Source organism: Nonomuraea jabiensis, from assembly GCF_014204795.1.
GTDB lineage: Bacteria > Actinomycetota > Actinomycetes > Streptosporangiales > Streptosporangiaceae > Nonomuraea > Nonomuraea jabiensis.
This window is the reverse complement of record NZ_JACHMB010000001.1, coordinates 10,893,110-10,919,229: the sequence shown is the minus strand read 5'-3', so window position 1 is coordinate 10,919,229 and position 26,120 is coordinate 10,893,110. Positions and strand designations below refer to the sequence as shown.

The window sequence follows — 26,120 nt, the reverse complement described above, 5'->3', positions numbered from 1 at the left end:
GGTAGCTGGTCCACCTGGCCGACTCACCTGTAGCCGGCGGCGACGATGTTGGCCTGGACCGCGTTCTCGGTGGCGTCCGTCGGATAGCCGGAGGTCATCACGCCCTCGTAGAAGGTGCCGGCGGCACCGTGGCTGTTGTCTCCGCCGATGCCGAGGATGATGGCGCCTTCCTTCTTCATCGGGTTGTAGCCGGGAACGTTGGGTCGTGGCCCGTTGTAGAAGGTGGACAGGTTGCCCGACTGGGCGTTGCCGCCGCGGATGGACCAATGGTTGGGCTCGCCCTTGACGATGGCGGTCAGGTAGCGGTGACTGATGGTCGGGTCGTTGGCGTTGTACTTCTGGTTCACTCCGGAGAACAGGCCGTTCTCGAGGTCGGCCATGATCCAGGGCCCGTTGCCGGCGCCGTAGCCCCAGACCTTGATGTTGCCGAAGTAGATGGCCTCCATGGTGCCGTTGCCGTTGTCGCGGCTGTTGGTCTCGGCGTTGCCGTAGTCGAAGCAGCAGCCGCCGTTGTAGTGGGTGCCGTCGAAGATGGCGTACATGCCCTCGGGCTGGTCGCCCTTGGCGATGCCGTTGGTGGTGTTGTTGCGGTAGCCGACGCCGGGATCGACGTAGACGCCGTACGCTTTGCGGCCGTAGACGGTGGTCGGTGCCTTGGTGGCGTTGGCGAGGTTGTCGTAGCCGCCCGGGGCCGGGCCGGGGAACCCGCCAGGGGGCGCCTGGGTGAGGCGGTTGTTGCGGCCTGACTGGTCGTAGATGACGGTGATGAGGCAGGTCGTGCCGGTACAGAACGAATCCTGCGCCGCGGCGTCGGCGCCCCCGCCCGCGCTCAGCACCCCGATGTCGCGGGTGGTGTTGTCGGAGGCGCGGCGCACCTGGTAGAGCGGGCCGTTGTAGGAGGCGTACAGGGCGCGGGTCGTGCTGTGCGCCGCCACGCACGGCGTGCCGCCCGCGGCGTAGATGTCGCACGGCTGCCTCGATGAGGGCGGCGGCGTGACCGGGGGAGTGGGGGTGGAGACGTCGCCGGTGCAGGTGACGCCGTTGAGGGCGAAGCTCGACGGCACCGGGTTGGAGCCGTTCCAGCTCCCGTTGAACCCGAAACTGGTGCTGCCGCCGCTGGGGATGCTGCCGTTGTAGTCGACGTTGGACACCGTCACCTGGGAGCCGGACTGGGTGTAGGTGCCGTTCCACAGCTGGGTGATGGTCTGTCCGGCGGGGAACGACCAGGTCAGCTTCCAGCCGTTGACCGGGTCGCCGAGGTTGTGAACGCTAACATTTGCGCCGAAGCCTCCGGACCACTGGTTGGTCACCGTGTAGGTGACCTCGCATCCGGCTGCGGCTGCCGATGCGACGTGCGTCGCGGCGACACCGACACCGGCCGTCGACAGCGCGGCGACGGCCGCGGCCGAGAGTGCCACCCGCCGACGCAAAGAGCTGATTGGTCGCATGCCTGCTTACCTTCCTTCGGATGTGGCGTCCTCCGCGGGCGGGGTTTTCGCCCGCAGAGGACGCCGGCCGCTCCCCGCTCGACCGGCGTTCGGTCACGGGGTCGTGCAGGTGATGCCGGTGGGGGTGGTTGAGCCGCTGCCGTTGGCGGTGAATCCGAACGTCGCCGATCCATTGCCGGCGATGGTGCCGTTGTAAGGGGTGTTCTTGACGGTGATCGCGCCGCTGGTGCCGGTGTTCACGCCGTTCCACAGGCTGGTGATGGTCTGGCCGCCGGCCAGCGTCAGCTTGGCGGTCCAGCCGTCGATCGCGGATGGCCCGTTGTTGCTGACGGTCACCTCGCTCTGGAAGCCGGTGCCCCAGTCGTTGACCAGCCGGTACGTCGCCGTGCAGCCGCTCGGCGTGGGCGTCGGTGATGAGGAGGTGCCGCCGCTGACCCGGTACACGACGGTGCCGTGCGACGGCACGGCGGCCGAGATGGTGCCCGTGCTACTGCTGACGGCGTTCGTCCACGCGTCGCGCAGGGTGAACGAATCGCCCGCCAGGCCGATCGCCGTCGCGGTGGTGCTGATCGTGGTCGTACTGCCGCCCTGGTTGAACAGGGCGACCGCGACGTCGCCGTTGCCGAGCTTCTTGGCCAGCACGCGCCGGGTTCCGTCGTTGCTGACCTGGCGCGCCTGCAGGCCGAGCGGGTCCTGGTTGATGGCGATCAGGTTCTGGTTCTTCAGGATGGTCGTCGTCGCCGCATCCATGGTGCGCAGGTCGTTCCCGGCGATGAGTGGCGAGGCCATGATCGCCCAGAGGGCGAAGTGGCTGCGCATCTCGGTGTCGGTCATGCCGCCCCGGCCGATCTCCATCATGTCGGGGTCGTTGAACGCGCCCGGCTTGGCGTACGACGCGAGCGGGACGGTGACGTTGACGATGTTCTGGATGCCCATCGGGTAACCGTTCGTCTGGCCGGTGTCCCACTTGTTGGTGATGTCCTCGGTCGTCCGCCACAGGTTGGCGACGTCTCCCCAGTTGCGCTGCGGCCCGGTCTTGGCGTGGATGCTGTTCGGGTTGATGCTGTAGACGATCGGCCGCCCGGTCGCCGCCAGCGCGTCACGCATCTTCGCGAACGTACGGACCTGGTCGTCGATGGTGCCGTTGGGGGAGCACCAGTCGTACTTCAGGTAGTCCACGCCCCAGGCGGCGAACTGCTTGGCGTCCTGGACTTCGTGCCCTTGGCTTCCGGTCGCGCCGGGGTAGCTGCCGAAGTACTGGGCGCAGGTCTTGTCCACCGGCACCTGGTAGATGCCGAACTTCAGCCCCTTGGCGTGCAGGTAGTCGCCGAGGGCCTTCATCCCGCTGGGGAAGCGCGACGGATTGCCCTGCAGGTTCCCCGCGGAGTCGCGGGTGGGGTTGAACCAGCAGTCGTCGACCACGACGTACTCGTAGCCGAGGTCGCGCAGGCCGGAGCTGACGATGGCGTCGGCCATCTGCTTGATCAGCGTCTCGTTGATGTTGCAGCCGAAGGTGTTCCAGCTGTTCCAGCCCATGGGGGGCGTGCGGGCCACCCCGTTGTCCAGGGCACCTGCCTGGTCCTCCAGGGCGATCAAACCGCCTACGAGAATGCCGGCGGCGAGAAGAATTCCCACCTTGCGCAAGGACCCTCCTAAAGGTGTGTGAATTGCCGCATCGGGACGGCCGACCTGAACGCGAGGTCAGGGGCTGGTGCAGGTGGCGGTGGGGGTGGCCGCGGTGCCGTTGGCGGTGAAGCCGAAGGTGATGGACGCGCCCGCGGCGATGGAGCCGTTGTAGGAGGCGTTGCGGACCGTCACGGCGGAGCCGGAGCTGCTCTGCGTGCCGTTCCACAGGCTGCTGATGCTCTGCCCGCCGGGCCAGGTCCACTTCACGCTCCAGCCGTCGATCGGCGCGCTGCCCGCCCGGACCGTCACCGTCGACTGGAACCCGCCGTCCCAGCTGTTGACCGTCTCGATCGTGGCCGAACACGCCCCCGGAACGGGTGTCGGCGTCGGTGTCGGTGTCGGCGTGGGTGTCGGTGTCGGGCCGCTCTGGAACTGGGTGAAGAACTTCCACACCTCTGCCGGGACCCAGGTCCTGGAGCCGCTGTCGCCGCCGGCCCCGTCCTGGGGTGCGGCGATGTGACCTTCGTCGAACGCGGCCCAGACGACCGGATGCCCGGCCGAGCACCCGGAGTAGGTGGTGACTCTGTGCGTCAGGCTGCCCTGTGCAGGCTCGGGCGGGTTCTGGGCGTTGCAGCCGTTGTTCCTGACGAACCGGTCACGAAGGGAGCGTCCGCCGGAGATGTTGAGCACGTTGTCCCTGATGCCGTGGATCCCCATGTAGGCGATGGGCTGGGTGCCGCCGCTGCACCCGCTGAGCTGGCCGCCGGACTGGACCGCGACCGCGCGGAAGACGTTCGCCCGGGCGCACGCGATCGCGTACGACATGGCGCCGCCGTAGCTGAAACCCGTGGCGAACAGCTGCGTGGTGTCGACGCAGAGAGCTCCCTCGATCTGCCTGACCAGGTCGTCGACGAGGGTCAGGTCTTCACCGTTGGAATTGCCCCAGCCGTTGTTGAGCCCCTGTGGCGCGACGAAGATCGTGCTGTTGTTCGCCAGCCGCTGCAGGCCGTAGTAGGCCCAGACGTCCCGTTGCACGGTCTGGCCCGTGGCCACATCGGTAGCGGTTCCACCCAGCCAGTGGAGACCGAAGATCAACCGATAGGGGTGGTTGCTGTCGTAGTTGTCGGGGACCTTCAGAATGTAGCTGCGATTCTTACCGCTGCTCTGAATCGAGTGCGTACCGCTCGCCAGCCCGGGTGCCTTGCCACATCCCGCAGTCGCCGCCAAGGCACTGACCGCGGGTGTGGTGGTCGTGCCGAGGCTGGCGCTCAGTGCCGGGCCGCCGGTGGTCACCAGGACGGCAAGCGCCACGACCGCTAAGGCGGTCAACAAGGGTCTACGTCTTGACATCGTGCAACTCTCTCTGCCGATCCGAGGTCGGCGTACGTCGATGGGAGGAACAGCCGCCGGGGGGTTGCAGGCGCCCTCAGGCCGGCATGCGCTCGCGGCGGGCGCCCTGCCGTGTCGGGCGGCATCCGGCGGAATTACTCGGAGCCGATCCGGAGACGCGTTATCGGTAACACCACGATGTAGGGTCGCGCCTGTCGCATTGTCAAGGCGCGCTGAAAGTTTCATCGTGGCTCGTCGGCGGCCATCAGAACCGCATCCCTGGTCAAAAACGTGCGGAACGGGTGCTGCCGGGAGAGCGGTCCGCAGAGGGAGAGAGCTCGATCTTGACAGGCCTCACCGGCGTCATATTTGCTCCGCTACACCGGCCCCAAGTGTTATCGATCACATACCGCCCTGGAAGGAGCAATAGATGGTTTCCCTGTCACGGCATAGATCCTTCTTCACCGCCATCGCGATCGCCTTGCTGCTCGTCCTGGGCGCGGGGCGACCGGCTATGAGTGCGGACTCCAGCACAACCACGCTGTCCAGCACCGTTGCGGCGACGGCCGGGTGCGGGAAGGCCCCGACGCTGAGCAACGGCACGAACCAGATTCAGAGCAGCGGCAAGAGCCGCACTTACATCCTGCGGATCCCCGACAACTACGACAGCAGCCACCCTTATCGGTTGATCTTCGGTCTCCACTGGTGGGGCGGCACCGCCACGGATGTGGCCACGGGCCAGACCGTGCAACGGGACGTCTGGGCCTACTACGGCCTGCAGCGGCTGGCGAACAACAGCACCATTTTCGTCGCACCTCAGGGCCTCGACAATGGCTGGGCCAACGCCGGAGGCGAAGACGTGACCTTCGTGGACGACATGATCAGGCAGATCGAAGCGGGTCTCTGCGTCGACACGACGCAGCGCTTCGCCGTGGGTTTCAGTTACGGCGGAGCCATGAGCTTCGCACTGGCATGCGCCCGGCCGAACGTCTTCCGCGCGGTCGCGGTCCAATCCGCCCCAGGACAGATCAGCGGGTGCAGCGGTGGCACTCAGCCCGTCGCATACCTCGGGGTACATGGCATCAGGGACAACATCTCCGCTGGACGGTCCCTTCGTGACCGGTTCGTCAGGAACAACGGCTGCACCGCCCAGAACCCGCCCGAGCCGGCACAGGGCAGCCTGACGCACAGGGTCACCACGTACTCAGGGTGCTCGGCCGGGCATCCGGTCGTCTGGGCGGCCTTCGACGAAGGTCACATCGCCGCACCCCAGGACGGGGCCGGCGGCGACAGCGGCTCGCGGACCTGGGTCCCGGCAGAGGTGTGGAAGTTCTTCACCCAGTTCCAGAGCGGCCAGGACCCTGATCCGGACCCGGGGACCGGAGCCTGCCGGGTCGCCACCACCGTCAACTCCTGGAGCAGCGGTCTGACCGCGGACATCACCGTCACCAATACCGGCACCGCCGCGATCAACGGCTGGTCCCTGGCCTTCACCCTGCCCGGCGGGCAGGCCATCACCTCCGGCTGGAACGCCACGTACTCGCCCGCCTCCGGTCAGGTGACGGCCAGGAACGTCTCGTACAACGCCGGCATCGCTCCAGGCGCATCGATCAGCATCGGCTTCCAGGCCACCCACACCGGAAACACCGTCAAGCCGACCTCATTCACTCTCAACGGCGCGACCTGCACCGCCGCCTGATAGGGCAGGGCGCACGTCTCGGGGCGGTGGATCAGCTCGTCCAGGCCCGAGCAGGTCGAAGTGCTCGGGGGCCGGTCAGACCGCGGTGATGGTCCATTGCAGGTTGGTGCTGGAGTCGGGGCTCCACAGCTTCACGTTGGAGCCGACGGTGGTGTTGCCGCCGCTGTCCAGCGCGGTGCCGGTGCCGCGGTTGATGATCTGGTAGCGGCCGTTGCCGAGGTTGTTGAGTCTCCATTGCTGATTGTTGCCGCCGTTCCAGGCTGCTTGCATGCAGGAGGCGCCGTTCGCGGTGTTGCCCCAGCTGTCGGCCACCATGCTGTTGGTACGGTTGGTGATGCGGTACCAGCCGTTGCCCAGGTCCGCCAGCTGCCACTGCAGGTTGGTGCTGCCGTCGTAGTTCCACTGCTTCAGCGCCGAGCCGGCGGCGACGTTGCCGCCGCTGTCCAGGGCGAGGTTGGTGGTGACGTTGGTGATCCTCACCCAGGTGGTCGGGAGGGGACCCGAGCCCAGGGTCGGGATCTGGCCGTTGAAGGACAGCTTGACCACGTACGCCGGGGCGCTGAACGGCGCCGTGGACGAGGGCATGGAGATGTGCAGGGCGGACCCGTCCTGGGTGCGGCTGGGCAGGTTGATGTACGAGCCGGCCGTGGAGCCCAGGAGCTGCGTCGAGGCCAGGTTGCCGAGGTTGATCCGGTTCGAGTTCAGCGTCGTGATGTCCAGGGTGCTGCCGGGCCAGCCCAGCACGGTGGCGTACAGCACGGTGTTGTCCTTGCTGCGGGTGAAGCGGATGTCCCGGTTGGTTCCCGGTCGTGGCTCGACGAAGGAACCGCCGCCCATCTTGGTCGGGCCCTCGCCGTAGCTCGTCCAGGCTCGGGTGGCGTAGATGGATTCGCCGAAACGCCGCAGATAGTCCCCGATGCCCAGCAGGATCGATCGCTGGCCGGACGGGATGGTGCCGTCGGCCATGGGGGCGATGTTCAGCAGCATGTTGCCGTTCTTGCTGACCCGGTCGATCAGCGCGTGCAGCATGGCGTCGAGGGAGTAGTAACCGATGCCCACGGTGTAGCACCAGCTGGAGCTGGAGATGCTGTCGTCGGTCAGCCAGTAGGGATTCTGGATGTCCGCCGGCCCGCCGCGCTCGTAGTCGAAGACCTCGCCCCTGGTGTTGAACCCGTCCTTGTAGGTGGCGACCACGTCCTTGTTCCAGGCGATGGCCTGGTTGTAGTAGTAGGCGAGGAAGTTCAGGCGCTGGGACTCGGGGAGCTGGTTCAGGTTGAAGTCCTGCCAGATGATGTCGGGTTGGTAGCCGTCGATGACCTCCTTGAGCTTGTCGTACCAGAGCTGGTTCTCCGTGGCCCTGTCGAGCTGGCCGTACAGCTTCCGGAGGGTGGTGGTGGACTGCGACGGCACCCACTGGTAGAAGCCGGTGAAGTTGTACGCGTGGTGCAGGGAGACCAGCAATTTCAGGCCCTTGGCCCGGATGGCGTCGGCGTGTAACCGCAGCAGGTCGAGCCTGGGCCCGGTGGCCACCGAGTTCCACTCGTTCACCCTGCTGTTCCACATCGAATAACCGTCATGGTGCTCGGCCACCGGTCCCGCGAATCTGGCACCGGCGTCGGCGAACAGCTGGGCCCACTCGTTGGGGTCGAAGTTGCCGCCGGCGGACTTCAGCTTCGGCGCGAACTGCACCCAGTTGCCTGCCTTGTCGCGGGCGCCATTGATGAAGTTGTGGTACGGCCACGCCGAGGGATCACCGAAGACGCTCTTATGGTGATTGTTCTCATTTGAACCGTTGTTGTACATGTTGCGCGGATACCACTCGTTGGCGAACGCGGGGACGCTGAAGACGCCCCAGTGGAAGTAGATGCCGAACTTGGCGTCCTGGAACCACTCCGGCGCCGGCGGGTGCTGGTCGACCGATGACCAGGTCGGGGTGTAGCTGCTCGGAGCACTGATGGCTCGCGCGGTGCCGACGCCCAGCAGGCCGCCGGCCGTGGCGATTCCCGCAGTGGTGAGCAGCCTGCGGCGACTGAACGGGAATGATGACGATGCCATGGGCGGTACCTCTCCAGAGGTGGTGTTAGCGATAACATAAATTCGCGTCAACTCCCCCGCAAGCTTCGGATCTTCCGCTGACAGACGGCTGAGATCTTGGATGATGGCGACAGTTCCGATGGTCTGTCCCGCCATTCTTGCCGAACTTGCCGAAAGTCCAGTTGAAGCGGCACATCGTCGTGCGGGGGAGGTGTGGTCGGCCCCCGCATCGGCCAGGTAGTAGAGGGGGAAAGAGCATGTCCGGAAGACGGCCGGGAGCACTTGGCCGAATGGTCGGTCGTGAATCTTTCATCCAGCAGAGTGCGTTACCGCTCACATAGCCCCTGTGCTCCCGCGGTGCAGCGACCGCGCGGCGACCGCGGATCAGCCCGGGCTCGCGGGTCCTGGGCAGGTCAGGCCCGTGCTGGGCCGCTGCTCTCCCGCACGATGAGCTCCGGCTCGCTCCACTCGGGGACGGCCGGCGCGGACTCCGGCGCCAGCCTGCGATACAGCAGACCGAAGCAGGCTCGGCCGAGTCCTTCGAAGTCGAGCCGGACGGTGGTGAGTGAGGGGTTGAGGTAGGCCGCGGGCGGGGAGTCGTCGAAGCCCACCACACTGAGGTCGCCGGGGATGTCTCGCCCGGCTTCGCGCGCAGCTCGCATGACGCCCAGCGCGAGATCGTCGTTGCCGCACAGGATGGCGGTCACGGAGCGGTCGGCCACTAAGGACCGTACTGAGAGATAGCCGGAGCGGGGGGTCCAGCCGCCCTGCAACGGCTCGGGAACGGGGAGTCCGGCATCACGCAGCGCATCCTGCCATCCTCTGGTCCGCTGGGCGAGCGGACTGGTGGAGGAGGGGATGGCCAGGTAGTGGACGGTTCGGTGCCCCAGGCTCAGCAGGTAGCGGGTCGCGTGCGCGGCGGCGGCCCGATCGTCCAGCCACACCTGCCACGGGTCGGCGTCCGGGTCGTCGTCGGAGCGGTATTCGACGGCGGCCGCCACCGGGACGTCCGGCGGCAGCGCGCGGAGCGCGCTCATTCCCGCCTCATCGAAGGCGATCACCATGACCGGCTCCCCTGGCCGATTGAGCCTCAGGGCGATGTCCGTCTGCTGGGAGGCCGCGTCGAGCACGCTGATTCCCACCGAGAAACCGGCCGCCCTGGCCGCCTCCTCCATGCCGCGCAAGGTGGCGGCCGCGCCGTACAGGGCGGTGTCGGAGGTCAGCACGGTCACCGCGCGGGCTGGGCCGCCGGCCAACGTCTGAGCGAGCCGGTTGGGGCGGTAGCCGAGATCGTCGATGACTTTCAGGACCTTGGCCCGGGTCGGCTCGCTGACCCGGGCCTTGCCGTTGATGACCCGGGAGACGGTCTGTTGAGAGACGCCGGCCACCCGCGCGATGTCCCAGATGCTCACGGATCGCCCGCGAGGAGGACCCATGATTCAGAGCCTACTCGATGGCCGCGTTGACCTCATCGGCGATTGTCTTCCCTGCGCCGGCTCCATCGCCGCCGGTGGCCGGCGCGTGGGGAAGGGGCGCCCTCGGTGGACTATTCCTGGACCTTGCCTCCGGTGAGCCGGGACAGGACGAGGGCGATGATGATGATGGCGCCGTTGAGAGCCTGGATCCATTGGGCGGGCACGCCGGCCAGGGTGAGGACGTTCTGGATCATGTAGAGGAGGAGGATGCCGGTGAACGCGCCGAACATCGTGCCCTTGCCGCCGTTGAGCCCGACGCCGCCGATCACGGCCGCGGCGAACACGGTGAAGATGGCGCCGTCGCCCTGCGCGGCCGCCACAGAGGCGAGGTGCCCCGACATCAGCAGGCCGCCGAGCGCGGCGAGCAGGCTGGCACCCACCAGGGCGGTCCACAGCACCCGGTCGGTGCGGATACCGGCCGCCCTGGCCGCGTCCACGTTGCCGCCGATGGCGTACAGGGCACGGCCGTACCTGGTGAAGCCGAGCAGCACGATGCCGGCGGCGAACAGCAGCAGGCACAGCCAGATGGAGGCGGGTACGCCCAGCCACATGGCCGAGCCGAGGTAGAGCATCGACGGCGGCAGATTGAAGAAGGTCTGGCCGCCGGAGATGCCGGTGAGCAGGCCGCGCAGCACGATCAGCATGCCGAGCGTGACGATGAAGCCGTTGAGCCCGAACCGCACGATCAACAGCGCGTTGATCACGCCGATCAGCGCCCCGACGGCCAGCGTGACCGGGATCGACCAGGCGCCCGGCAACAGGCCCAGCCCGGCGCCGGAGCCGGCGGCGACGGTCAGCCAGGCGGCCACGCCCGGCGCGAGGCCGAACGTCGACTCCAGCGACAGGTCCATCTTGCCGGCGACCAGCACGATGGTCTGGGCCAGAACCAGGAGCGAGATCTCCGACATGGTCTGCAGGATGTTGATCAGGTTGTCGCCCTGGAGGAAGATCGGGTTGACGATCTGGCCGACGACGGCGATCACGATGATCGCGGGGATCAGCGCGAAATCGCGCAGCCGGGCGAGCCGCACCGGTGGCCGTCTCCGCTCGGGGACGGCGCTCTCGGTGGCGGGCTCGAGGGTCTTCTCAGGCATCGAGCCGGACTCCTTCCATGGCCGCCACCACGTCGTGGTCGTGCCAGCCGGCGGCCATCTCCGCGACGACACGGCCCTGGAACATCACCAGCAGGCGGTCACACAGCCGCAGGTCGTCGAGTTCGTCAGAGGCGATCAACACGCCGGTCCCCTTGGCGGCCGTCTCCTCGACCTTGCCGAGCAGGAACTCCTTGGACTTCACATCCACCCCGGCGGTGGGAGTGATCAGCACCAGCAGCCGGGGATCGGAGGCCAGCGCCCGGGCCATGACGACCTTCTGCTGATTGCCGCCGGACAGGCCCATCACGGGCAGGCCGGGACCGGGGGTCTTGATCGCCAGGTTGGCGATCAAGGTCCGGGCCAGCCGGTCGCGCCGCCGGCCGCTGATCAGGCCGGCCTCTCCGAGCCGCTCGGGGACGGTCATGGTGGCGTTGTCGGCGATCGACATCATCGGGACGAACCCCTGGTGGTGCCGGTCGCGGGGGACGAAACCGATGCCCGCGGCGAGCGCGTCGGGCACGCTGCCGGGACGGGGAGCACGCCCGGCGACCTGGATCGTGCCTGAATCGGCTGCCCGCAACCCGACGACGGTCTCGGCCAGCTCGGTACGGCCGCTGCCGGCCGCGCCTGCCAGGCCGACGATCTCCCCGGCCCGGACCTGGAAGTCGATCTCCCGGTAGGCGTCGCCGTACGACAGGCCGCGCACGCCGAGCGCCACACCGGCGCCGGCGGGTACGGCCGCCCGGGAGGACGACGTTGCCAGGCCGGCGGCCTCTCCCGCCATCGCCGCCACCAGATCGGCGTGCGGCAGGTCGGCCACCGCGGTGGTCAGGATGTGCCGGGCGTCGCGGAAGACCGTGACCGTGTCGCAGATCTCGTAGATCTCCTGAAGGTGATGGCTGATGAACAGGAAGGTCACTCCCTGTTCCTGCAGGGCGCGGATACGGGTGAACAGCCGGGCGATGGCGGCGGCGTCGAGCTGAGCGGTCGGCTCGTCGAGGATGATGAAGCGGGCGCCGAAGGACAGCGCACGGGCGATCTCCACGAACTGCCGCTGCTCGACGTCCAGCTCGCCGGCCGGCAGGCGGACGTCGACGTCCACCGACCAGGTGGCGAGCAGCTCGGCCGCCTTGCGCCGCAATGCGCTCCAGCGGACCAGCCCGAACCGGTTCAGGTCGTGCCGGTGCAGGTAGAGGTTCTCCGCCACGGTCAGCTCGGGGATGATCGTGGACTTCTGGTAGACGCACGCCACCCGCTCCCGCCAGGCATCGCGGTCGGCGAGGCGTGGGGCGGGTTCGCCGCCGAACCGCACCTCGCCGTCGTCGGGGGCCTGGAGCCCGGTGAGAATCGAGACCAGAGTGGACTTCCCGGCTCCGTTGCGGCCGACCAGCGCGTGGGTCTGGCCGGGCATGATCCGGATTCCGGCGCGGTCCAGCGCGACGGTCTCCCCGTATCTCTTGGTGACGCCCACCGCCTCGACGACAGGCGCGGCCGCCTGGTCACCTGCCAAGGTTGTTGCCCCAGAGCGAGGAGTCGTCATGCTTGACGCTCGGGACGCCGCCGTAGGTGCCGCCGTCGGCGGTGACCAGCGGCGCGGAGAGCTGATCCTCCAGCAGGCCCGGGCGCACCTGGATGATGGTGCTGTCGTGGTCGGTCGTGCCGGGCTTGAAGGTCTTGCCGTCGATGGCGGCCTTGGCGTACTGCAGCGCGTACTTGGCGTACTGGTCGGCCGGCTGGGAGACGGTGGCGTCGATGTTGCCCGCGGCGATCTCCTTCAGCTCCTGGGGGATGCCGTCGTTGGAGATGACGAAGACGTGTTTGGGGTTGTTCGGGGGGACGAGCAGGCCACGTTGCTGGAGCACTTGGAGGGTGCCCGACAGGGCGAAGCTCGACTGCATGTAGACGCCCCTGATGTCGGGGTTGGCGGTGAGCTGCGTCTGGAGCTTCTGCGAGGCGAGCGCGCCGTCCCAGTTGGTGGCCTCGCCGAACACCGTGATGCCGGGGTAGCTCGCCTTCATGCAGGCATTGAACGCCTCGGTGCGGTCGCGGCCGTTGATGGAGGCCAGGTCGCCCTGGAGCATCACGACTTTGCCCTTGCCGGACAGCTTCTCGCCGAGGAACTTGCACGCCTTCTCGCCGTACGCCCGGTTGTCGGCGCGTACGACCATGTACGCGTCGCCCTGCTCGGGGCGGGTGTCGACCGTGACGACGGGAATCTTCTTGGCATTGAGCTGCTGGAGGGTGGGCGCCACGGCGGCGGTGTCCTGCGGCGCCATGACCACGCCCTTGACGCCTTGGCTGATGAAGCTCTGCACGTTGGCGGTGAGCTTGGAGACGTCGTTCTGGGAGTTCGAGGTCTTCAGTTCGAGGCCGTTCTCGGTGCCGAACTGGGGGACGTACTTGATGAAGGAGTTCCAGAAGTCGGTGTCGGAGCGGGGGTAGTCCACCCCGACGACCGGCTTGCCGCCTCCTGAGGCGGCGGTGCCGCTGCCCCCGCTCGTCCCGCTGCTCCCGCAGGCGGTGGCCAGGCCGGCTAACAGGGCGACGGCCGCCCCCGCGGCGAGTCCTCGTCTCATGGCTGTTCCTTTCCTGTCCTGGATCGCGGCCGGAGCCCGCGCATGCTGCCCCCGGCCAGGCCGGCGGCGCCGCCGGTGATGACGGCCGCGAGCCCGCCGAGGGCGTCCGTCACAGCCCATCCACCCCATCGGCGACTGTGTCGGCGGCCCATTGCGGGCCGTGCGGATAGGCGTACTCGGCGCGGGATGCCGGACGCATCTCAGCGCCCCCGCCCGGCCGTTCGGGGGCGACGTACCGGCCGTCTCGGATCACGACCGGGTCGGTGAAGTGCTCATGCAGATGGTCGATGTACTCGATGACGCGATCCTCGGCGGTGCCGCTGACGGCCACGTAGTCGAACATCGACAGGTGCTGGACCATCTCGCACAGGCCGACACCGCCCGCGTGCGGGCACACCGGCACCCCGAACTTGGCGGCCAGCAGCAGGATGGCGATGTTCTCGTTGACCCCGGCGACTCTGGCCGCGTCGAGCTGCAGGATGTCGATCGCGCCCGCCTGCAGGAACTGTTTGAACATCACCCGGTTGTGGGTGTGCTCGCCGGTGGCGACCTTGATGGGCGCCACCTGCTTCCGGATGGCGGCGTGACCGAGCACGTCGTCGGGCGAGGTGGGTTCCTCGATCCAGTACAGGTCGAACTCGGCGAGCGGGGCCAGCCACTCGACCGCCTGGCCGACATTCCAGGCCTGGTTGGCGTCCACGGCGATGCGTACATCGGGGCCGACGGTCTCGCGGGCGAGCCGTACGCGCCGGACGTCCTCGGCCTGGTCGGCGCCGACTTTCAGCTTGATCTGGCGAAACCCGTCGGCGACCGCCTCCTCGGCCAGCCGGACCAGCTTGTCGTCGGTGTAGCCGAGCCAGCCAGGAGTGGTGGTGTAGGCCGGGTATCCCTCGGCCAGCAGGCGCGCTCGGCGCTCGGCGCGGCCCGGCTCGGCGGTGCGCAGGATGGCCAGCGCCTCCTCTCGGGTGAGCGCGTCCTCCAGGTAGCGGAAGTCCACGACGTCGACGATCTCCTCCGGCGGCAGCTCCGACAGGAGCCGCCACAGCGGCTTGCCCGCCCTGCGCGCGCGAAGGTCCCACAGAGCGTTGAGCACGGCTCCCGCCGCCATGTGGATGACGCCCTTCTCCGGGCCGAGCCAGCGCAGCTGGCTGTCGCCGGTGAGCCGGCGGGACATCCCGCCGAGGTCGCCGAGCACCTCGGCCACGGGCAGCCCGGTGACCAGCTGCGCCAGCGATTCCACAGCGGCGACGGCGATCTCGTTGCCACGCCCGACCGTGAAGGCGAGCCCGTGCCCTTCCTGCCCGCCGCCGGTCCGCACGATCACGTAGGCGGCTGAGTAGTCGGGCTCGGGGTTCATGGCGTCGGAGCCATCGAGGTGCCGTGAGGTGGGGAACCGGATGTCGTAGGCCTCGACCGCGGTGATCAGCTCGGTCATGGTGTCCAGCTCTGGTGATGCTTGCGCACGAAGGCGTACCTCCATGGGACGTTTCCGGGAGATGAAGAGACCTTCACCGCATTGACATGGGATGTCTTTGTATCTCCGTCGAGGTGATGTGTCCAGACCTATCCGGAAAAATCAGGAAAATGGCGTGGCGGCCCTCCGCTGCTCCGGAGACCTGAGGGACAGACAACCCATGTCTGCTGACCGACAAGCTGGGCTCTCTCCCGAACATGGGATGTCTGTTATGTTTCCCAATATGACTCGCGTGCCGATCGAGCGACTCCACGCCCGGAGGTCGCGCACATGTCCTTGACCGACGAGGCGATCTCCCGCATCCGGGCGCTCATCCAGTCGGGCGAACTGCCCCCGGGGACGCGGCTGCCACCAGAGCATCAGCTCGCCGCCCAGCTCGGCGTCTCCCGTAACCCGTTGCGCGAAGCGGTAAAGGCGCTGGTCGTGGCCAGGGTGCTCGACATACGGCGGGGCGACGGCACCTTCGTGACCAGTCTGGAACCGCGGCTGCTGCTGGAAGGGCTGGGGCTGGCCGTCGAGCTGCTGCGCGACGACACCTTGTTGGAGATCGTCCAGGTACGGCGGATGCTTGAGCCCGCGGCGACCGCCCTGGCCGCGTCCCAGATCTCCGCCGAGCAACTCGACGAGATCGGCGAGCACCTGAACGCGATGCGCGCCGCCTGCGATGACGTGGAGAAGCTGAACCACCACGACGCCGCCTTCCACCGCGCCGTGGTGCGGGCGACCGGCAACGAGACGCTGTCCACCATGCTCGACGGAATCTCCGGCCGCACGCTGCGGATGCGGGTGTGGCGCGGCACGGTCGAGGCCGGCAGCTCACGCAAGACCATCGCCGAGCACGAGGCGATCTACAACGCCCTGGCCGCCGGCGACGCGCCGCTCGCCCAGGCCGCGGCTCTCATGCACATCGGCACGACCGAGAGCTGGCTTCGGTCGGTGCTGGGAGACGTCGAGGGCTCCAATGGCCAGGACAAGGACGAGGACGGTTGATGAAGGGCGGCGAGGACGTTCTCCTGCCATCCTTCACGGGCCCCGCCCTGGCCTTCCTGCTGGGAAACGGCGGCCTTGGGGCGACGATGCATGAACGGGACGGGACCGAGCGCCCGCGCCATGCAGGGGCCTGACTACACCCAGGCGTACCAGCCGTTCGGCTGCTGGAGTGGCACCACGCCGCCGACTCCAGTCACCGTCAGGGGCATGGCGGGCGTGGGGCACATGCTGCCGCTCGCGCAACGGTCACCGCGTACGCAGGCCAGTCAGTCGTTGGGTCAAACTCATCACTGTCAGTCGTGTTGCGGGTGGCTGCTGACCAGCGTGGTGAGCGACCTCGGCGCGAGCGTGACAGAGGTGTGGGGCCCGCGCTTGGAGACGAGCGCCTGGTCCCGCTCCAGGTTGTGAGTGGAGTCGGTCAGGTAGGCAGCGGGGCGCTTCAGGTCGACGGTGGTGGTCACGGACTCGTGCGAGGTGTTGAGGATCTCGACCACTTCGGTGCCGTCGGTGTTGCGGTACGCGGAGACCTTGAGCCCGTCGCCGGCGCTGTTCACCCCGAGACGTACGGCGTCCGGACGGATGAAGCGGCTGTAGGCGGCGAAGGCGTAGAGCCGGGATGAGACGCGGTAACCGCCGTTGGCGTCGTCGATCTGGATCAGCGCGGCGGTCTTGCCACGGGAGCCGCCGAGCCAGTAGACGAATCCGGTGCTGCCGGAGAGGGCGAGGGTGTTGTGGATGCGTTCGGCGATGTTGATGCCGTCGGTGACCTTGCCGCTGTCCCACGCTTCGTTCCAGCCGTCCGCGACGCTTGACGGCGCCCACTCCGACATCCAGGTGGGCTTCGACGTGGACAGCGGGAAGTCGGCTCCACTGGCGTAGCCGTGGCCGGACATGATGTCCAGGTGTTTACGCGCCTCGGGGTCGTTCTCGATGGCCTGGGCGTACGCCTCGGAGCTCTTCCAGCCGATCGACTCGCAGCAGACCACCTTGAGGCCCGCCTGGTCGGCGTAAGGGCCGAAGACCTTGACGAACTCGGCCGCCTGAGCCGGCGTGAAGCGCATCGAGGCGTACTCGGTGGTCCAGTCCGGCTCGTTCAGGAAGGCGATGTCGGAGATCTTGATGCCTTCCTGCTGGTAGAACTTCGCGTACTGCACGAGGTAGCGGGCGTAGGCCGCGCGCCAGTCGCCACTGGCACAGGTTGTGCCCTGCAGGCCGCACAGGTTGCCGCCGTTGACGTCGGTCCCGTTGGTCTTCATGTAGCCGGGGGCGCTCCAGGCATCGGCGTAGAACCGCTTGACCCCGCGCCGCTGGGCCTCCTTGGAGAACCACACCTGTCCGCTGTCCCAGCCGTCCCAGGTGTACTTCGGCGGGGCGTCCGGGCCGCCCGGGTCCGCGGGCTGGATGGACAGCATGGAGTCGTAGACGTTCGTGGCCGAGGAGCCGATGCCGAGGCGCAGGATGCTGGGCGCGGCGCCCTTGCGGCGATCCAGAAGGAGGTCGAGCACCTCTTTCTGCTTGTCCGCCGGCAGGTTGTGCACGAGAGTCGCGCGCTGGAACGCGGTGGAGTAGCCGAATCCGTCGATGGTCTGATGCGTCTGGCTCCGCTGGATGTCGATATCCGGTTGGGGGGCCGCGCCGGCGCCGGCGGCGGGCCCGGCCAGGGTGATGGCCGGCGCGAGCACCGCCACGAATGTAAGGGATCGAAGCACCCTCGTCTCCTTTGATCTGTCCGGGGGTGGTGGTCGAAGTCGAGAAGAGTGACAAGTGACGTGCTGGTCTTCTGGCGCCTTATAACGGGTGGCGCCGCAGTGTTCGGCCAAGGAGAGCGATCACGGCGCCGCGCAGAAGTGATCGATCACTTTGCTTGCTGACGTAGGTTAGTGATCGATCACTTCTGCGTCAATGGCCTGTCGGCGTGGACCTCCGCCGCGCACGACGAGGGCATGACACCTCTGGAGATCGACGCCGCTGCCTATCGTCGTCACGGGTGATTACGATGACAAGCTGCGCGGGGACGCCTCCCCGATCCAGGAGATCGTCGAATATCTCGCCTCGCTCGGCCATCGGGTCTTCTTCCACATCGCGGGCGCGCAGAGCCGGCCGTCGGCCCGTAATCGCAAGCTGGTCCATGAACAGACGATCGAGCGCCTACGGCTCACTCGTACGGCGTCGCCCTCGGTGACTGGAGCCCTCAATCCGGCTACGACGCCGTACGGAGGCTGCCGGACGGGTGCGGCGTGACCGCCGTTGTCGCCGTGAACGACCATGTGGCCATGGGTGCCGTACGAGGAGCGCTCTCGCGCGGCTGGCGGGTTCCCGGCGAGGTCAGCGTGTTCGGCTGGGACGACGAGGAACTGGGACGCTTCGCCACTCCCGCCCTGTCCACGGTGGCCGTGGACAGGGAGGTGCAGGGGCGGGAGGCCATGGCCAGGGTCATCGCGCAGGTACGCGGCGAGCCCGCGCCGGAGCCCCCCGCACGATTGATCAACCGGGTCATCGTTCGGGAGACGGTCGGTCCGCCACCGCCCGCCTGAGAACGGGCGCACGTATTGGAGGGCAGTGGCGTCCAGGTACGCAGCCGCCCGCACATGCCGAAGGCGCGCGGCTCCGGTCCGGGCGTGGTCCTTACCACGGTGGCCTGCCCGAGGTGGGCGGGATCGCCGCTCGCGACGGCCGCGAGCTGCTCGCGGGTGCGTTCGGTCTCGGCCGCGACGGTCTTGTCCCACAGCTCCTTCCAGGACGCGGCCCGAGGCCGGACGATCGCCGCCGCGAGCCGATGGAAGTCCGCCCGCGCCTGCCCGCAACGCTCCTCCAGGACCTGCCGGAACCCGATGATCGCCGGGCCCTTGCGGCCGCCGCCCGTTCGACAGTCGCCGGCCTCGGGCAGCCCCGCGTTCTGCATGATCACGACCGGGGGGAGGCGGCCCGCCCCTTTCCCCGCCCCAGGGATCCCAGCCGGACGGCGGGTCAGTACTGGCGGGACGACAGGACCTGCTTGGCCTGGTCCTGCGTGAACGTGGTCTCCTCGGTCACCACGCGGGCCGGCACCTGCTCACCCTTGACGACCTTCTTGGCCAGGTCCATGAGCTGCCCGCCTCGATCGCCCCCAGCCCCATGTCGTCGTTGTGGGCATACAGGACGTCGATGTCCGGGTTCGACTTCAGGAACGCCTTCATGACCTCCTTGCCCTTGGCCCTGGTGAAGTCACTGGTCTGCGAAGCGATGATCTTGAACTTGGGATCGGCCCCGATGACCTAGGGAAGCCGGACTTGCGATCGTTGGCCGGCGCCGAACCCGTCGTGCCCTGCAACTCGACGATGTTCACCGGGTCCTTGGCGTCCTTGTACTCGTTCACCAGCCACTGGCCGGCCTTCTTGCCCTCCTCGACGAAGTCCGAGCCGAGGAAGGTCTTGTAGAGGGAGGTGTCCTTGGAGTCCACGGCGCGGTCGGTCAGGATGACCGGGATCTTCGCGTCCTTGGCCTCCTTGAGCACCGTGTCCCAGCCGGACTCCACCACCGGCGAGAAGGCGATGACGTCCACCTTCTGCTGGATGTAGGAGCGGATGGCCTTGATCTGGTTCTCCTGCTTCTGCTGGGCGTCGGAGAACTTGAGCGTGATGCCCGCGCTCTTGGCCGAGTCCTGCACGGACTTGGTGTTCGCGGTGCGCCACCCGCTCTCCGCGCCCACCTGGGAGAAGCCCATGGTGATCGAGCCGCCGCCACCACCGCTGCTGCCGCTTCCGCAGCCGGCCGTTATCAGCGCCCCGATCGTGATCAGGATGAGCGCTGACATTCTTTGTCGACATGACAGCCTTCCTTGTCGCCGACGGTGGTGTGGCGCGCCCGTTCTGTGATGGTGGAGTCAATGAACCAGAGGTCAGGCGGGCCTCGGCCTCGCTGTGCTGTTCCGGCCGATGAGACGAGGAGCAACGACCAGGCGGGCATGACCCAACGGCTCGGCCGATTCGACCTGCTGGAGCAGCACCTTGACGCTTAGCCTGCCGACCTCGTCGAAGTCCTGCCGGACCGTGGTCAAAGAAGGGGTGAAGTACGCCGATTCGGGAATGTCGTCGAAGCCCACCACGCTCACCTGTTCGGGCACCTTGACGCCGGCCTCCGAGAACGCCCGTAGCAGGCCGAGTGCCATCCGGTCATTGGCCACGAAGACCGCGGTGACGTCGGAGACGCGTCCGGCCAGGATCTTGCCGGCCAGGTAACCGGATCTGGGGGTCCAGTCGCCTTCCAGCGCTTCGGGGATCGCTCGCCCGGCGGCCGACAGAACGGCTCGCCAGCCTTCGCCCCGTTCTTCGGCTTCCAGCCAGTCGTCTGGCCCCCTGACGTGCCAGACGGTTTCGTGGCCGAGATCGAGCAGGTGAGCCGTAGCCTGCCTGGCACCTTCCACCTGGTCCACACTCACCACGGACACGTCGCCTTCGTGCCGGCCCTCGACGGCCACCGCGGGGAGGTCCGCGGGCAGGTCGGCGAGGGCCTGCGCCGCCGAGCGCTGCGGCGCGACCAGGATGACACCGTCCACTCCCTGCTCAGCCAGGTAGCCGAGGGCGTCGTTGACGCCGGCCCGGTCAATGGTGCGCAGGCTCACGATGCGGACGAAATGGCCCGCTTCCCTGGCAGCTCGCTCGATGCCATAGACGGTGCTGGCAGGGCGGTACAGGGCCGGGTCGAAGCTGACGATGCCGAGCCTGCGTGAGCGCCGGGTTACCAACGTCCGGATGGTCATGTTGCGGCGATGGTCGAGGGTGTTGCTGGTTTGCAGGACCCGGCCCGTGTCTCCTCTCGTACGCGGAGATGGCCGTAGACCACGCGCGAGACGGCCTGATGCGACACGCCCGCGAGCCTGGCCACGTCGGCCATGACCGGCAGATTGCGCTCGGCATGGGAGGGCATTGGCGCTCCTTTCCGGTGACGTCGCGTCTGCTGGAGGTATGCGGACGGCTTGAACAGCCTCTGCGCACGCCGAAAGGCACGGCACATCGCTATGTCGGTGGAGGCTTTGCGCCGCTCAACGGAACGGGCATCAAAAGCCGCAGTGGCGGCGAAGTCAGCGCGATTTGGCCCAAGTGAGCAGGCCCGGCCGACAGGGGAGCCAGGGCTCAGCGTGAGTCCGGCGCCGCCCGCAAGGCAGAGCAGACCCCGCCCTTCCCCCTCCAGAAGTCGTGCGACAGCATGGACAGTCCTTTCGCTTCCTGTGTCGGAATCAGGCGGACCTCTGCGAACCACGATCGTTGGCGTCAACATACCCGAGCCGTGCTCATGGCCGTGATGGGCGTCACGCTAGGGGGCCTCAACGCGGCCTGTCAAGGAGCTTGAGGCTCACTAATTTCGGCAGATTCACAGTAAGTTTCTCTATCGGTTGCCCTGGGCGAGAGATACCCATGGCCTGTCCGTAGGTGCCCGCGAAGATCGCCGCCGGAGGGCAGCCGCAGCAGGCATTCGGCCTGTGCTTACGGCCGGCCATGGCAGGCGGCCTCACCAGAAGGTTTCGGCTCATGTCCGATTTGTTTCGGCAGATTTGCGGGCCGCTTCTTGACGAGTTTCAAGACTCGCACGTATGGTCCGGCATTAACGATCGAGACTTGCTTAGCAACTTTCGCCCCTCTCCCGCACCATGATCGCCGCCTCTCGCTCCGAATCCCCGGAAGAGACCATCTGTGAAGTTCCGTAACGCCACACCGGTCAAGTTCACCGAGGCTCTTTCCGTACCGCCGCCTGTGGAGGCGGCGATACCTCAGCCCAGCCGTCAGGGGACGGCAAATCGTTCGAGTTCTGGAACCAGAGGGAGTCCGTCAAGGGTGACCGGATGGCCAATCCGGGCGTGCGGGTGAAGCTCGCCGAAGTGGCGTCCGCGGTCGAGAGGGCGCAGGCGCTGGCTACGGTGCCGGCCGCCGGCAAGGTGCCAGACTTGATGCTCATCGAGGGCGGCGACCGGGCAGACCTACACCGACTCCTCATCGGTCAGGGTGGCTGGGCCACCGGCCAGGAGTTTCTGAACGCGATCACCAGAGTCGAGCAAGGCATGGGACGCTGCCCTGGCCGCGCATCAAGACGGCAATCGTCAAGTGGTGTGATCGCGATGCTCCCTTCGTGTCGCGCTGTTCGACTGGAACCCGGCTGGCGAGCACCTCCGCATCGACGTTCTGGCGGAGGTCGATGCTGGTGCCGTACATCACCCCGGGGGCGGCGACCGTGATCGTCTTCGGCGCCTGGTCGCTTGTATCATGGAAGGCTTTTCAAGGGCTGATCCCTTGTGGTCGAAAGAAGGAATGACATCGTGAACTGTGCCGTCGCGCACGTACCGGGCCCCGCCACGGCTCAGGTTGTTAACGCTAACACCCTTGGGTTTGTTTATCTGGCCTGCGCCGTTTGGCGTCGGGTGGAGCGGTAGCCGTGTTCCTCGGCGCCGCTCTCGTTTCCTCGGAAGGTGTGGCGAAGGCCGGCGTCGAGTGGTCGCCACAACCCTCGTACACCTCGACCGACAAGGGCGATGGCACGTACTCCGTGCCGCTGCTGGGCTCCGACGTGCCGGACGTCAGCGTGGAGCGCGTTCCGGCCGCCGAGAACGGCGAGGGCCGGGATGTCTACTACATGATCAGTACGACGATGCACCTGAGTCCCGGCGCGCCCATCATGAAGTCCTACGACCTGGTGAACTGGGAGATCGTCACCTACGTCTTCGACCGGGCGAGCATCGGGGACTCTTTCTCGCTGCGCAACGGACAAACGTCGTACGGTCAGGGCCAGTGGGCGTCGTCCCTGCGTTACCACGACGGCATGTTCTACGTCGTCTTCAACACCAACAACCTCGGTGGCGCGTACGTCTACCGGACCGACGACATCGAGAACGGCGCTTGGGAGCGCACGGCCCTCGGCCGTGGCCTGCACGACCCCTCGCTCTTCTTCGACCTCGACGGCACCCCGTACATCTTCTACGGCTCCGGTGGCACGAGCGCTGTGCGCCTCAACGCCGACCTGGCGGCCATCGAACAGGACTACGCGAACATCTTCCGCGCGAGCGACTACGCCGGGAAGCCGTTCATCGGGGGTCTGTTCGAGGGCGCCCAGTTCTACCACATCGACGGCTACTACTACGCGGTCGTCATCACCTGGCCGCCCGGGCAGGGGCGCCAGGTCGTCATGCTTCGCTCCAAGGAGCTGCTCGGCCGCTACACCTCGGCGGGCGGTGTCAACACCTATGAGGCCCGCGGGGTCCTCAACTCGAGCGGCTTCGCCCAGGGCAGCCTCGTACCCATCTCGCGCGAGGGCGGGGGGACCGGCTGGTACGGCATGTTCTTCCGGGACACGTTCCCGATCGGCCGCATCCCCGCACTCATCCCCGCCACCTGGCAGGACGGATGGCCGACCTTCGGCGACAACGGAGTCGTGAAGGTGGACGACGTGTTCGACAAGCCGATCAAGCTCGGCCCGGAGCGGGAGGCGTTCGAACGCGAGAAGAGCATCGTCGCCTCGGACGACTTCGTCAACGACGCACCGCACAAGGCGTACATGGACGAGAAGTGGACGATCCCGCGGCCGCCCGATGACGACGAGACGCTCATTGGTGTCGAACTGCTGGACAACCCGGGGTTCGAAGCCACGGCGATCGCGCCATGGGGCGCGCGGTACGGCGCGACGCTCAGCCGGGACACGGTTGATCCCGCTTCCGGGGCGGCGGCTCTCAAGGTGAGCGATCGCACCCTCAACGGCTCCGGCCCGAACCAGGCACTCACCGGCAAGATGCAGCACGGTGTGACCTACACCGTGTCAGCGAAGATCAAATACGTGTCGGGCCCGGACATCATCCGGTTCAACCTTGCCGCGGACTGGGGTGCGGGCGTTCAGGTGATGGCGTCCGGAAACGTGCCCGTCGGGCAGTGGACGACGGTGTCCGGACAGTACACCGTGCCGGCGACGGCGAACCTGGACGCCTTCACCTTCACGGTGGAGACGCCACGGGCCAATCCACAGCCACCTTCATCCAGCGTGGAGTATCTGATCGACGACGTCTCGATCGTCGGGCAGCCGGTGACGGCCGAGTACCCGGCCGAGGAAGAGATCGGGTCCAACGGGTCGCGACTGGACGTGGTGTGGCAGTGGAACCACGCTCCCGACAACCGGTACTGGTCGCTCACCGACCGCGACGGATGGCTGCGGCTGACGAACGGCAAAGTCGTCACCGGCAAGTACGTTTACACGAAGCTCTCCAACCGGGCCGAACTGGCCTGGTTCGAGGAGGCGCGGAACATGCTGTCGCAGCGTACGTTCGGACCGCGGCAGTCAGTCGAAACCAAGATGGACATCTCCGGCATGAAGAACGGCGACGTCGCCAGCCTGGCCGCCTACAACCGCGGCTTCTCGTACGTGGCGGTCAAGCGCGCAGGCGGCGTCAACACGCTGGGCGTCGTCAACCGCGTGCAGCCGTTCGCGGTCGACCTCGACCAGGCCACGCTCGAAAGCTTCCTGCCCGGCACCACGGTGCCGCTCGGCAGGGCAACCAAGGTGCACGTGAAGGCGGATCTCGACTTCGCCTCGCCGGCCGGGCAGTTGTGGACGACCTTCTACTACAGCCTCGACGGGCGGACGTGGACCCAGCTCGGGGACCGGGTCGGCCCGCAGACCCTGGACGGCAGCCTCGCCCACTTCATGGGACACCGCGTCGGCCTGTTCAACTACGCCACTCACGAAAAGGGCGGACACGTCGACTTCGACCACTACCTGCTCAGCGACACCCTGACCGCGCAGAACCTGCCGCTCGACACGAGCGACCTCGACGCGGCCATCGCGTACGCCAGGACGCTCGACAAACGCGACTACCCGAAGGAAGCCTGGTCCGCGATGCGAGCCGCGCTCACCAAGGCGAAGAAGGCGCGAACCGGGAAGTTCGGCACACAGAACCAGATCGACGCGCCGGAGCGGGCACTGAGCTACCAGTTGGCCCGGCTCGGCACGTTCAAGGTACCCACCCCACCGCCCGCTGTGCCGGCGGCACGGTGATGATGACGGTACGTGTCACGAGCAACGAGAAGGTATACGTGTCGGCGTCGGCGGAGTCGGCGTACGGGACGAAGCCACTAGGGACGATTCCGGCTCGGCGTCGCTGGCCGCGCCGTACCCCGCCCGCGGCTGCCGTTGACGATGAGGATCGTCGCCCAGCGTAGGGCAGAAAGATCTCTCCTGCACCGGTGAGACGGTGGGGGACGAGAAGTGTCACCGCCGCGATGTGGCGTGACACAGCTGCTTTTTGGCAGGTCATTTCGCGTGGCAGTGATCGCCGTGGTGACGGCAATCCTGTCGGTCACGTCGAGCGGCAGGTGCAAGGCGGCGGCAGCGTCGGTCCACCAGGTCGCCGAAGCAGTACGGATCGCCCGCGGTGGCGGGCGATCCTGTTCGACAGATGAATTGTGGCCGCCGCGCCTGACATGGTGATGTCCGGTTGGTCGCCGGGCGGGTGGCGGTCCGGTCGGTGCCAGAGGGAGTGCGAGGTCGGGCGGCGGGTCAGGCCGCCTTGGTGGGCAGTCCGACTGCACGGCTGATGAGCGCGTCGAAGGCGCGGTCGGGCAGGATGGCTCGGGCGGCGATGAGGGGGCGGGCGCCGAACCCGACGGCGTATCGGGTCTTGGGCCGGCGGGCGGTCACGGCCTTGGCGACCGCGTCGGCGATGACCGACGGTGGCGAGTTGCGGCGCGCGTTGGCCTCGGAGCGGAGTGACGTGGCGAGGGCGTTCGCCTGCGCGGCGTAAGGACCGTTGCCGGAGGTTTGCTCGACGTGGTCGGCGGCGATCTCGCCCCATTCGGTGGCGATCCCGCCCGGTTCGATGACGACGACGTCGATGCCGAAGGGTTTGGCCTCCAGGCGCAGGCAGTCGCTCAGGGCCTCGAGCGCGAACTTGGTCCCGTGGTACCAGCCCCCGAGCGGCGTGTGGAGCTTGCCGCCCATCGAGGTGATGTTCACGATGGTTCCGCTGCGCTGGGTGCGCATGGACGGCAGGACCAGCTGCGCCAGGCGGATCGCGCCGAAGACGTTGACCTCGAACTGCCGGCGGCCCTCGTCGATCGGCACGTCCTCAAGGGCGCCGTAGGAGCCGTAGCCGGCGTTGTTGACCAGGACGTCGATGCGGCCCGTCTCGGCGATGATGTGCTTGATTCCGGCGTGCATGGACTCCTCGTCGGTGACGTCCATGGCCAGCGGCCGGATCCCGGCCGGGGCCAGCTTCTGCAGCCGGTCGGTACGGCGGGCGGCGCCGTAGACGGTGTAGCCGAGCGCTTGCAGTTTCAGCGCCGTGGCCTCACCGATGCCGGAAGAGGCGCCGGTGACGAGAGCGATCTTGGTGGTCATGTCGTTTCCCTGAAAGATAAGATGA

19 protein-coding genes and 1 pseudogene are annotated in these 26,120 nt (G+C 67.5%); 5 read left to right on the top strand and 15 right to left on the bottom strand.

What is annotated here, in order from left to right:
• Nucleotides 1-23 precede the first annotated feature (23 nt).
• From HD596_RS49915 to HD596_RS49905, 3 genes are all read right to left on the bottom strand, one after another.
• A complete protein-coding gene (locus HD596_RS49915) occupies nt 24-1,418 on the bottom strand; it encodes an arabinofuranosidase catalytic domain-containing protein (RefSeq protein ID WP_313046607.1) in 1,395 nt (464 codons plus the stop codon).
• 123 nt (nt 1,419-1,541) lie between these two features.
• On the bottom strand, nt 1,542-3,083 hold the full coding sequence (locus HD596_RS49910; RefSeq protein WP_313047677.1) for a cellulose binding domain-containing protein: 1,542 nt from the start codon (nt 3,081-3,083) through the stop codon (nt 1,542-1,544).
• 66 nt (nt 3,084-3,149) lie between these two features.
• Complete coding sequence (locus HD596_RS49905; RefSeq protein WP_185076316.1) at nt 3,150-4,424, bottom strand: CE1 family esterase; 1,275 nt, start codon at nt 4,422-4,424, stop codon at nt 3,150-3,152.
• Nucleotides 4,425-4,833: 409 nt separating this feature from the next.
• On the opposite strand from HD596_RS49905, the gene HD596_RS49900 reads away from it, so the two are divergent.
• A complete protein-coding gene (locus HD596_RS49900) occupies nt 4,834-6,102 on the top strand; it encodes a CE1 family esterase (RefSeq protein WP_246555419.1) in 1,269 nt (422 codons plus the stop codon).
• Between the two features lie 75 nt (nt 6,103-6,177).
• On the opposite strand, the gene HD596_RS63080 is transcribed toward HD596_RS49900, so the two are convergent.
• From HD596_RS63080 to HD596_RS49870, 6 genes are all read right to left on the bottom strand, one after another.
• The gene (locus tag HD596_RS63080; RefSeq protein WP_185076315.1) at nt 6,178-8,157 is read right to left on the bottom strand and encodes an alpha-L-fucosidase; all 1,980 of its coding nucleotides are present in this window, start codon (nt 8,155-8,157) and stop codon (nt 6,178-6,180) included.
• A gap of 392 nt (nt 8,158-8,549) precedes the next feature.
• Nucleotides 8,550-9,548: a LacI family DNA-binding transcriptional regulator gene (locus tag HD596_RS49890; RefSeq protein WP_221519965.1), complete on the bottom strand. Its 999-nt coding sequence runs from the start codon at nt 9,546-9,548 to the stop codon at nt 8,550-8,552.
• A 134-nt stretch (nt 9,549-9,682) separates the two neighbouring features.
• Nucleotides 9,683-10,705, bottom strand: coding sequence for an ABC transporter permease (locus HD596_RS49885; protein WP_185076313.1), 1,023 nt, complete (start codon nt 10,703-10,705; stop codon nt 9,683-9,685).
• Nucleotides 10,698-12,215 carry a sugar ABC transporter ATP-binding protein gene (locus HD596_RS49880; RefSeq protein ID WP_246555417.1) on the bottom strand — a complete coding sequence of 506 codons (1,518 nt, stop codon included), beginning with the start codon at nt 12,213-12,215 and terminating at the stop codon, nt 10,698-10,700. The genes HD596_RS49885 and HD596_RS49880 overlap by 8 nt, the downstream gene beginning before the upstream one ends.
• Entirely contained in the window at nt 12,205-13,281 is a 1,077-nt protein-coding gene (locus HD596_RS49875; RefSeq protein ID WP_185076311.1) for a sugar ABC transporter substrate-binding protein, read from the bottom strand. Before HD596_RS49875 ends, HD596_RS49880 begins: the two co-directional genes overlap by 11 nt.
• Before the next feature lie 109 nt (nt 13,282-13,390).
• Entirely contained in the window at nt 13,391-14,716 is a 1,326-nt protein-coding gene (locus tag HD596_RS49870) for an enolase C-terminal domain-like protein (RefSeq protein ID WP_185076310.1), read from the bottom strand.
• 309 nt (nt 14,717-15,025) lie between these two features.
• Here HD596_RS49870 and HD596_RS49865 point away from each other — a divergent pair, with 309 nt between their 5' ends.
• Nucleotides 15,026-15,745, top strand: coding sequence for a FadR/GntR family transcriptional regulator (locus HD596_RS49865; RefSeq protein ID WP_185076309.1), 720 nt, complete (start codon nt 15,026-15,028; stop codon nt 15,743-15,745).
• Between the two features lie 293 nt (nt 15,746-16,038).
• Here HD596_RS49865 and HD596_RS49860 read toward each other — a convergent pair whose 3' ends face one another.
• Nucleotides 16,039-17,454, bottom strand: a complete 1,416-nt coding sequence (locus HD596_RS49860) for a glycoside hydrolase family 30 protein (RefSeq protein ID WP_185076308.1) — start codon at nt 17,452-17,454, stop codon at nt 16,039-16,041.
• A gap of 507 nt (nt 17,455-17,961) precedes the next feature.
• Here HD596_RS49860 and HD596_RS66020 point away from each other — a divergent pair.
• A pseudogene (locus tag HD596_RS66020) lies at nt 17,962-18,279 on the top strand (substrate-binding domain-containing protein); the annotation flags it as partial.
• A 495-nt stretch (nt 18,280-18,774) separates the two neighbouring features.
• On the opposite strand, the gene HD596_RS63070 reads toward HD596_RS66020, so the two are convergent.
• From HD596_RS63070 to HD596_RS65350, 4 genes are all read right to left on the bottom strand, one after another.
• Complete coding sequence (locus HD596_RS63070; RefSeq protein ID WP_246555412.1) at nt 18,775-18,921, bottom strand: hypothetical protein; 147 nt, start codon at nt 18,919-18,921, stop codon at nt 18,775-18,777.
• A complete protein-coding gene (locus HD596_RS49850; protein WP_246555411.1) occupies nt 18,918-19,538 on the bottom strand; it encodes a substrate-binding domain-containing protein in 621 nt (206 codons plus the stop codon). The genes HD596_RS63070 and HD596_RS49850 overlap by 4 nt, the downstream gene beginning before the upstream one ends.
• Nucleotides 19,539-19,622: 84 nt before the next feature.
• Nucleotides 19,623-20,483 carry a substrate-binding domain-containing protein gene (locus HD596_RS49845; RefSeq protein ID WP_313046602.1) on the bottom strand — a complete coding sequence of 287 codons (861 nt, stop codon included), beginning with the start codon at nt 20,481-20,483 and terminating at the stop codon, nt 19,623-19,625.
• Complete coding sequence (locus tag HD596_RS65350) at nt 20,480-20,617, bottom strand: LacI family DNA-binding transcriptional regulator (protein WP_313047675.1); 138 nt, start codon at nt 20,615-20,617, stop codon at nt 20,480-20,482. Before HD596_RS65350 ends, HD596_RS49845 begins: the two co-directional genes overlap by 4 nt.
• Here HD596_RS65350 and HD596_RS49840 point away from each other — a divergent pair.
• Together HD596_RS49840 and HD596_RS49835 are read left to right on the top strand one after the other, a co-directional pair.
• The gene (locus HD596_RS49840; protein WP_185079479.1) at nt 20,552-20,827 is read left to right on the top strand and encodes a hypothetical protein; all 276 of its coding nucleotides are present in this window, start codon (nt 20,552-20,554) and stop codon (nt 20,825-20,827) included. The two genes, HD596_RS65350 and HD596_RS49840, sit on opposite strands and share 66 nt — an antisense overlap.
• Before the next feature lie 1,359 nt (nt 20,828-22,186).
• Nucleotides 22,187-24,754 (top strand): family 43 glycosylhydrolase, encoded by a 2,568-nt coding sequence (locus tag HD596_RS49835; protein ID WP_221519964.1) that lies wholly within the window; start codon nt 22,187-22,189, stop codon nt 24,752-24,754.
• A gap of 501 nt (nt 24,755-25,255) precedes the next feature.
• On the opposite strand, the gene HD596_RS49830 is transcribed toward HD596_RS49835, so the two are convergent.
• A complete protein-coding gene (locus tag HD596_RS49830) occupies nt 25,256-26,095 on the bottom strand; it encodes an oxidoreductase (RefSeq protein ID WP_185076307.1) in 840 nt (279 codons plus the stop codon).
• Nucleotides 26,096-26,120: the final 25 nt, after the last annotated feature.

What these genes read in the sequence shown, in the direction of transcription:
- HD596_RS49875 (WP_185076311.1), bottom strand. Translation starts at nt 13,281, where the DNA reads ATGAGACGAGGACTCGCCGCGGGGGCGGCCGTCGCCCTGTTAGCCGGC.
- HD596_RS63070 (WP_246555412.1), bottom strand. Translation starts at nt 18,921, where the DNA reads ATGAAGGCGTTCCTGAAGTCGAACCCGGACATCGACGTCCTGTATGCC.
- HD596_RS49885 (WP_185076313.1), bottom strand. Translation starts at nt 10,705, where the DNA reads ATGCCTGAGAAGACCCTCGAGCCCGCCACCGAGAGCGCCGTCCCCGAG.
- HD596_RS49905 (WP_185076316.1), bottom strand. Translation starts at nt 4,424, where the DNA reads ATGTCAAGACGTAGACCCTTGTTGACCGCCTTAGCGGTCGTGGCGCTT.
- HD596_RS49865 (WP_185076309.1), top strand. Translation starts at nt 15,026, where the DNA reads ATGTCCTTGACCGACGAGGCGATCTCCCGCATCCGGGCGCTCATCCAG.
- HD596_RS49850 (WP_246555411.1), bottom strand. Translation starts at nt 19,538, where the DNA reads ATGTCAGCGCTCATCCTGATCACGATCGGGGCGCTGATAACGGCCGGC.
- HD596_RS49830 (WP_185076307.1), bottom strand. Translation starts at nt 26,095, where the DNA reads ATGACCACCAAGATCGCTCTCGTCACCGGCGCCTCTTCCGGCATCGGT.
- HD596_RS65350 (WP_313047675.1), bottom strand. Translation starts at nt 20,617, where the DNA reads ATGGCCGACGTGGCCAGGCTCGCGGGCGTGTCGCATCAGGCCGTCTCG.
- HD596_RS49870 (WP_185076310.1), bottom strand. Translation starts at nt 14,716, where the DNA reads ATGACCGAGCTGATCACCGCGGTCGAGGCCTACGACATCCGGTTCCCC.
- HD596_RS49900 (WP_246555419.1), top strand. Translation starts at nt 4,834, where the DNA reads ATGGTTTCCCTGTCACGGCATAGATCCTTCTTCACCGCCATCGCGATC.
- HD596_RS63080 (WP_185076315.1), bottom strand. Translation starts at nt 8,157, where the DNA reads ATGGCATCGTCATCATTCCCGTTCAGTCGCCGCAGGCTGCTCACCACT.
- HD596_RS49840 (WP_185079479.1), top strand. Translation starts at nt 20,552, where the DNA reads ATGGCCGTAGACCACGCGCGAGACGGCCTGATGCGACACGCCCGCGAG.
- HD596_RS49845 (WP_313046602.1), bottom strand. Translation starts at nt 20,483, where the DNA reads ATGACCATCCGGACGTTGGTAACCCGGCGCTCACGCAGGCTCGGCATC.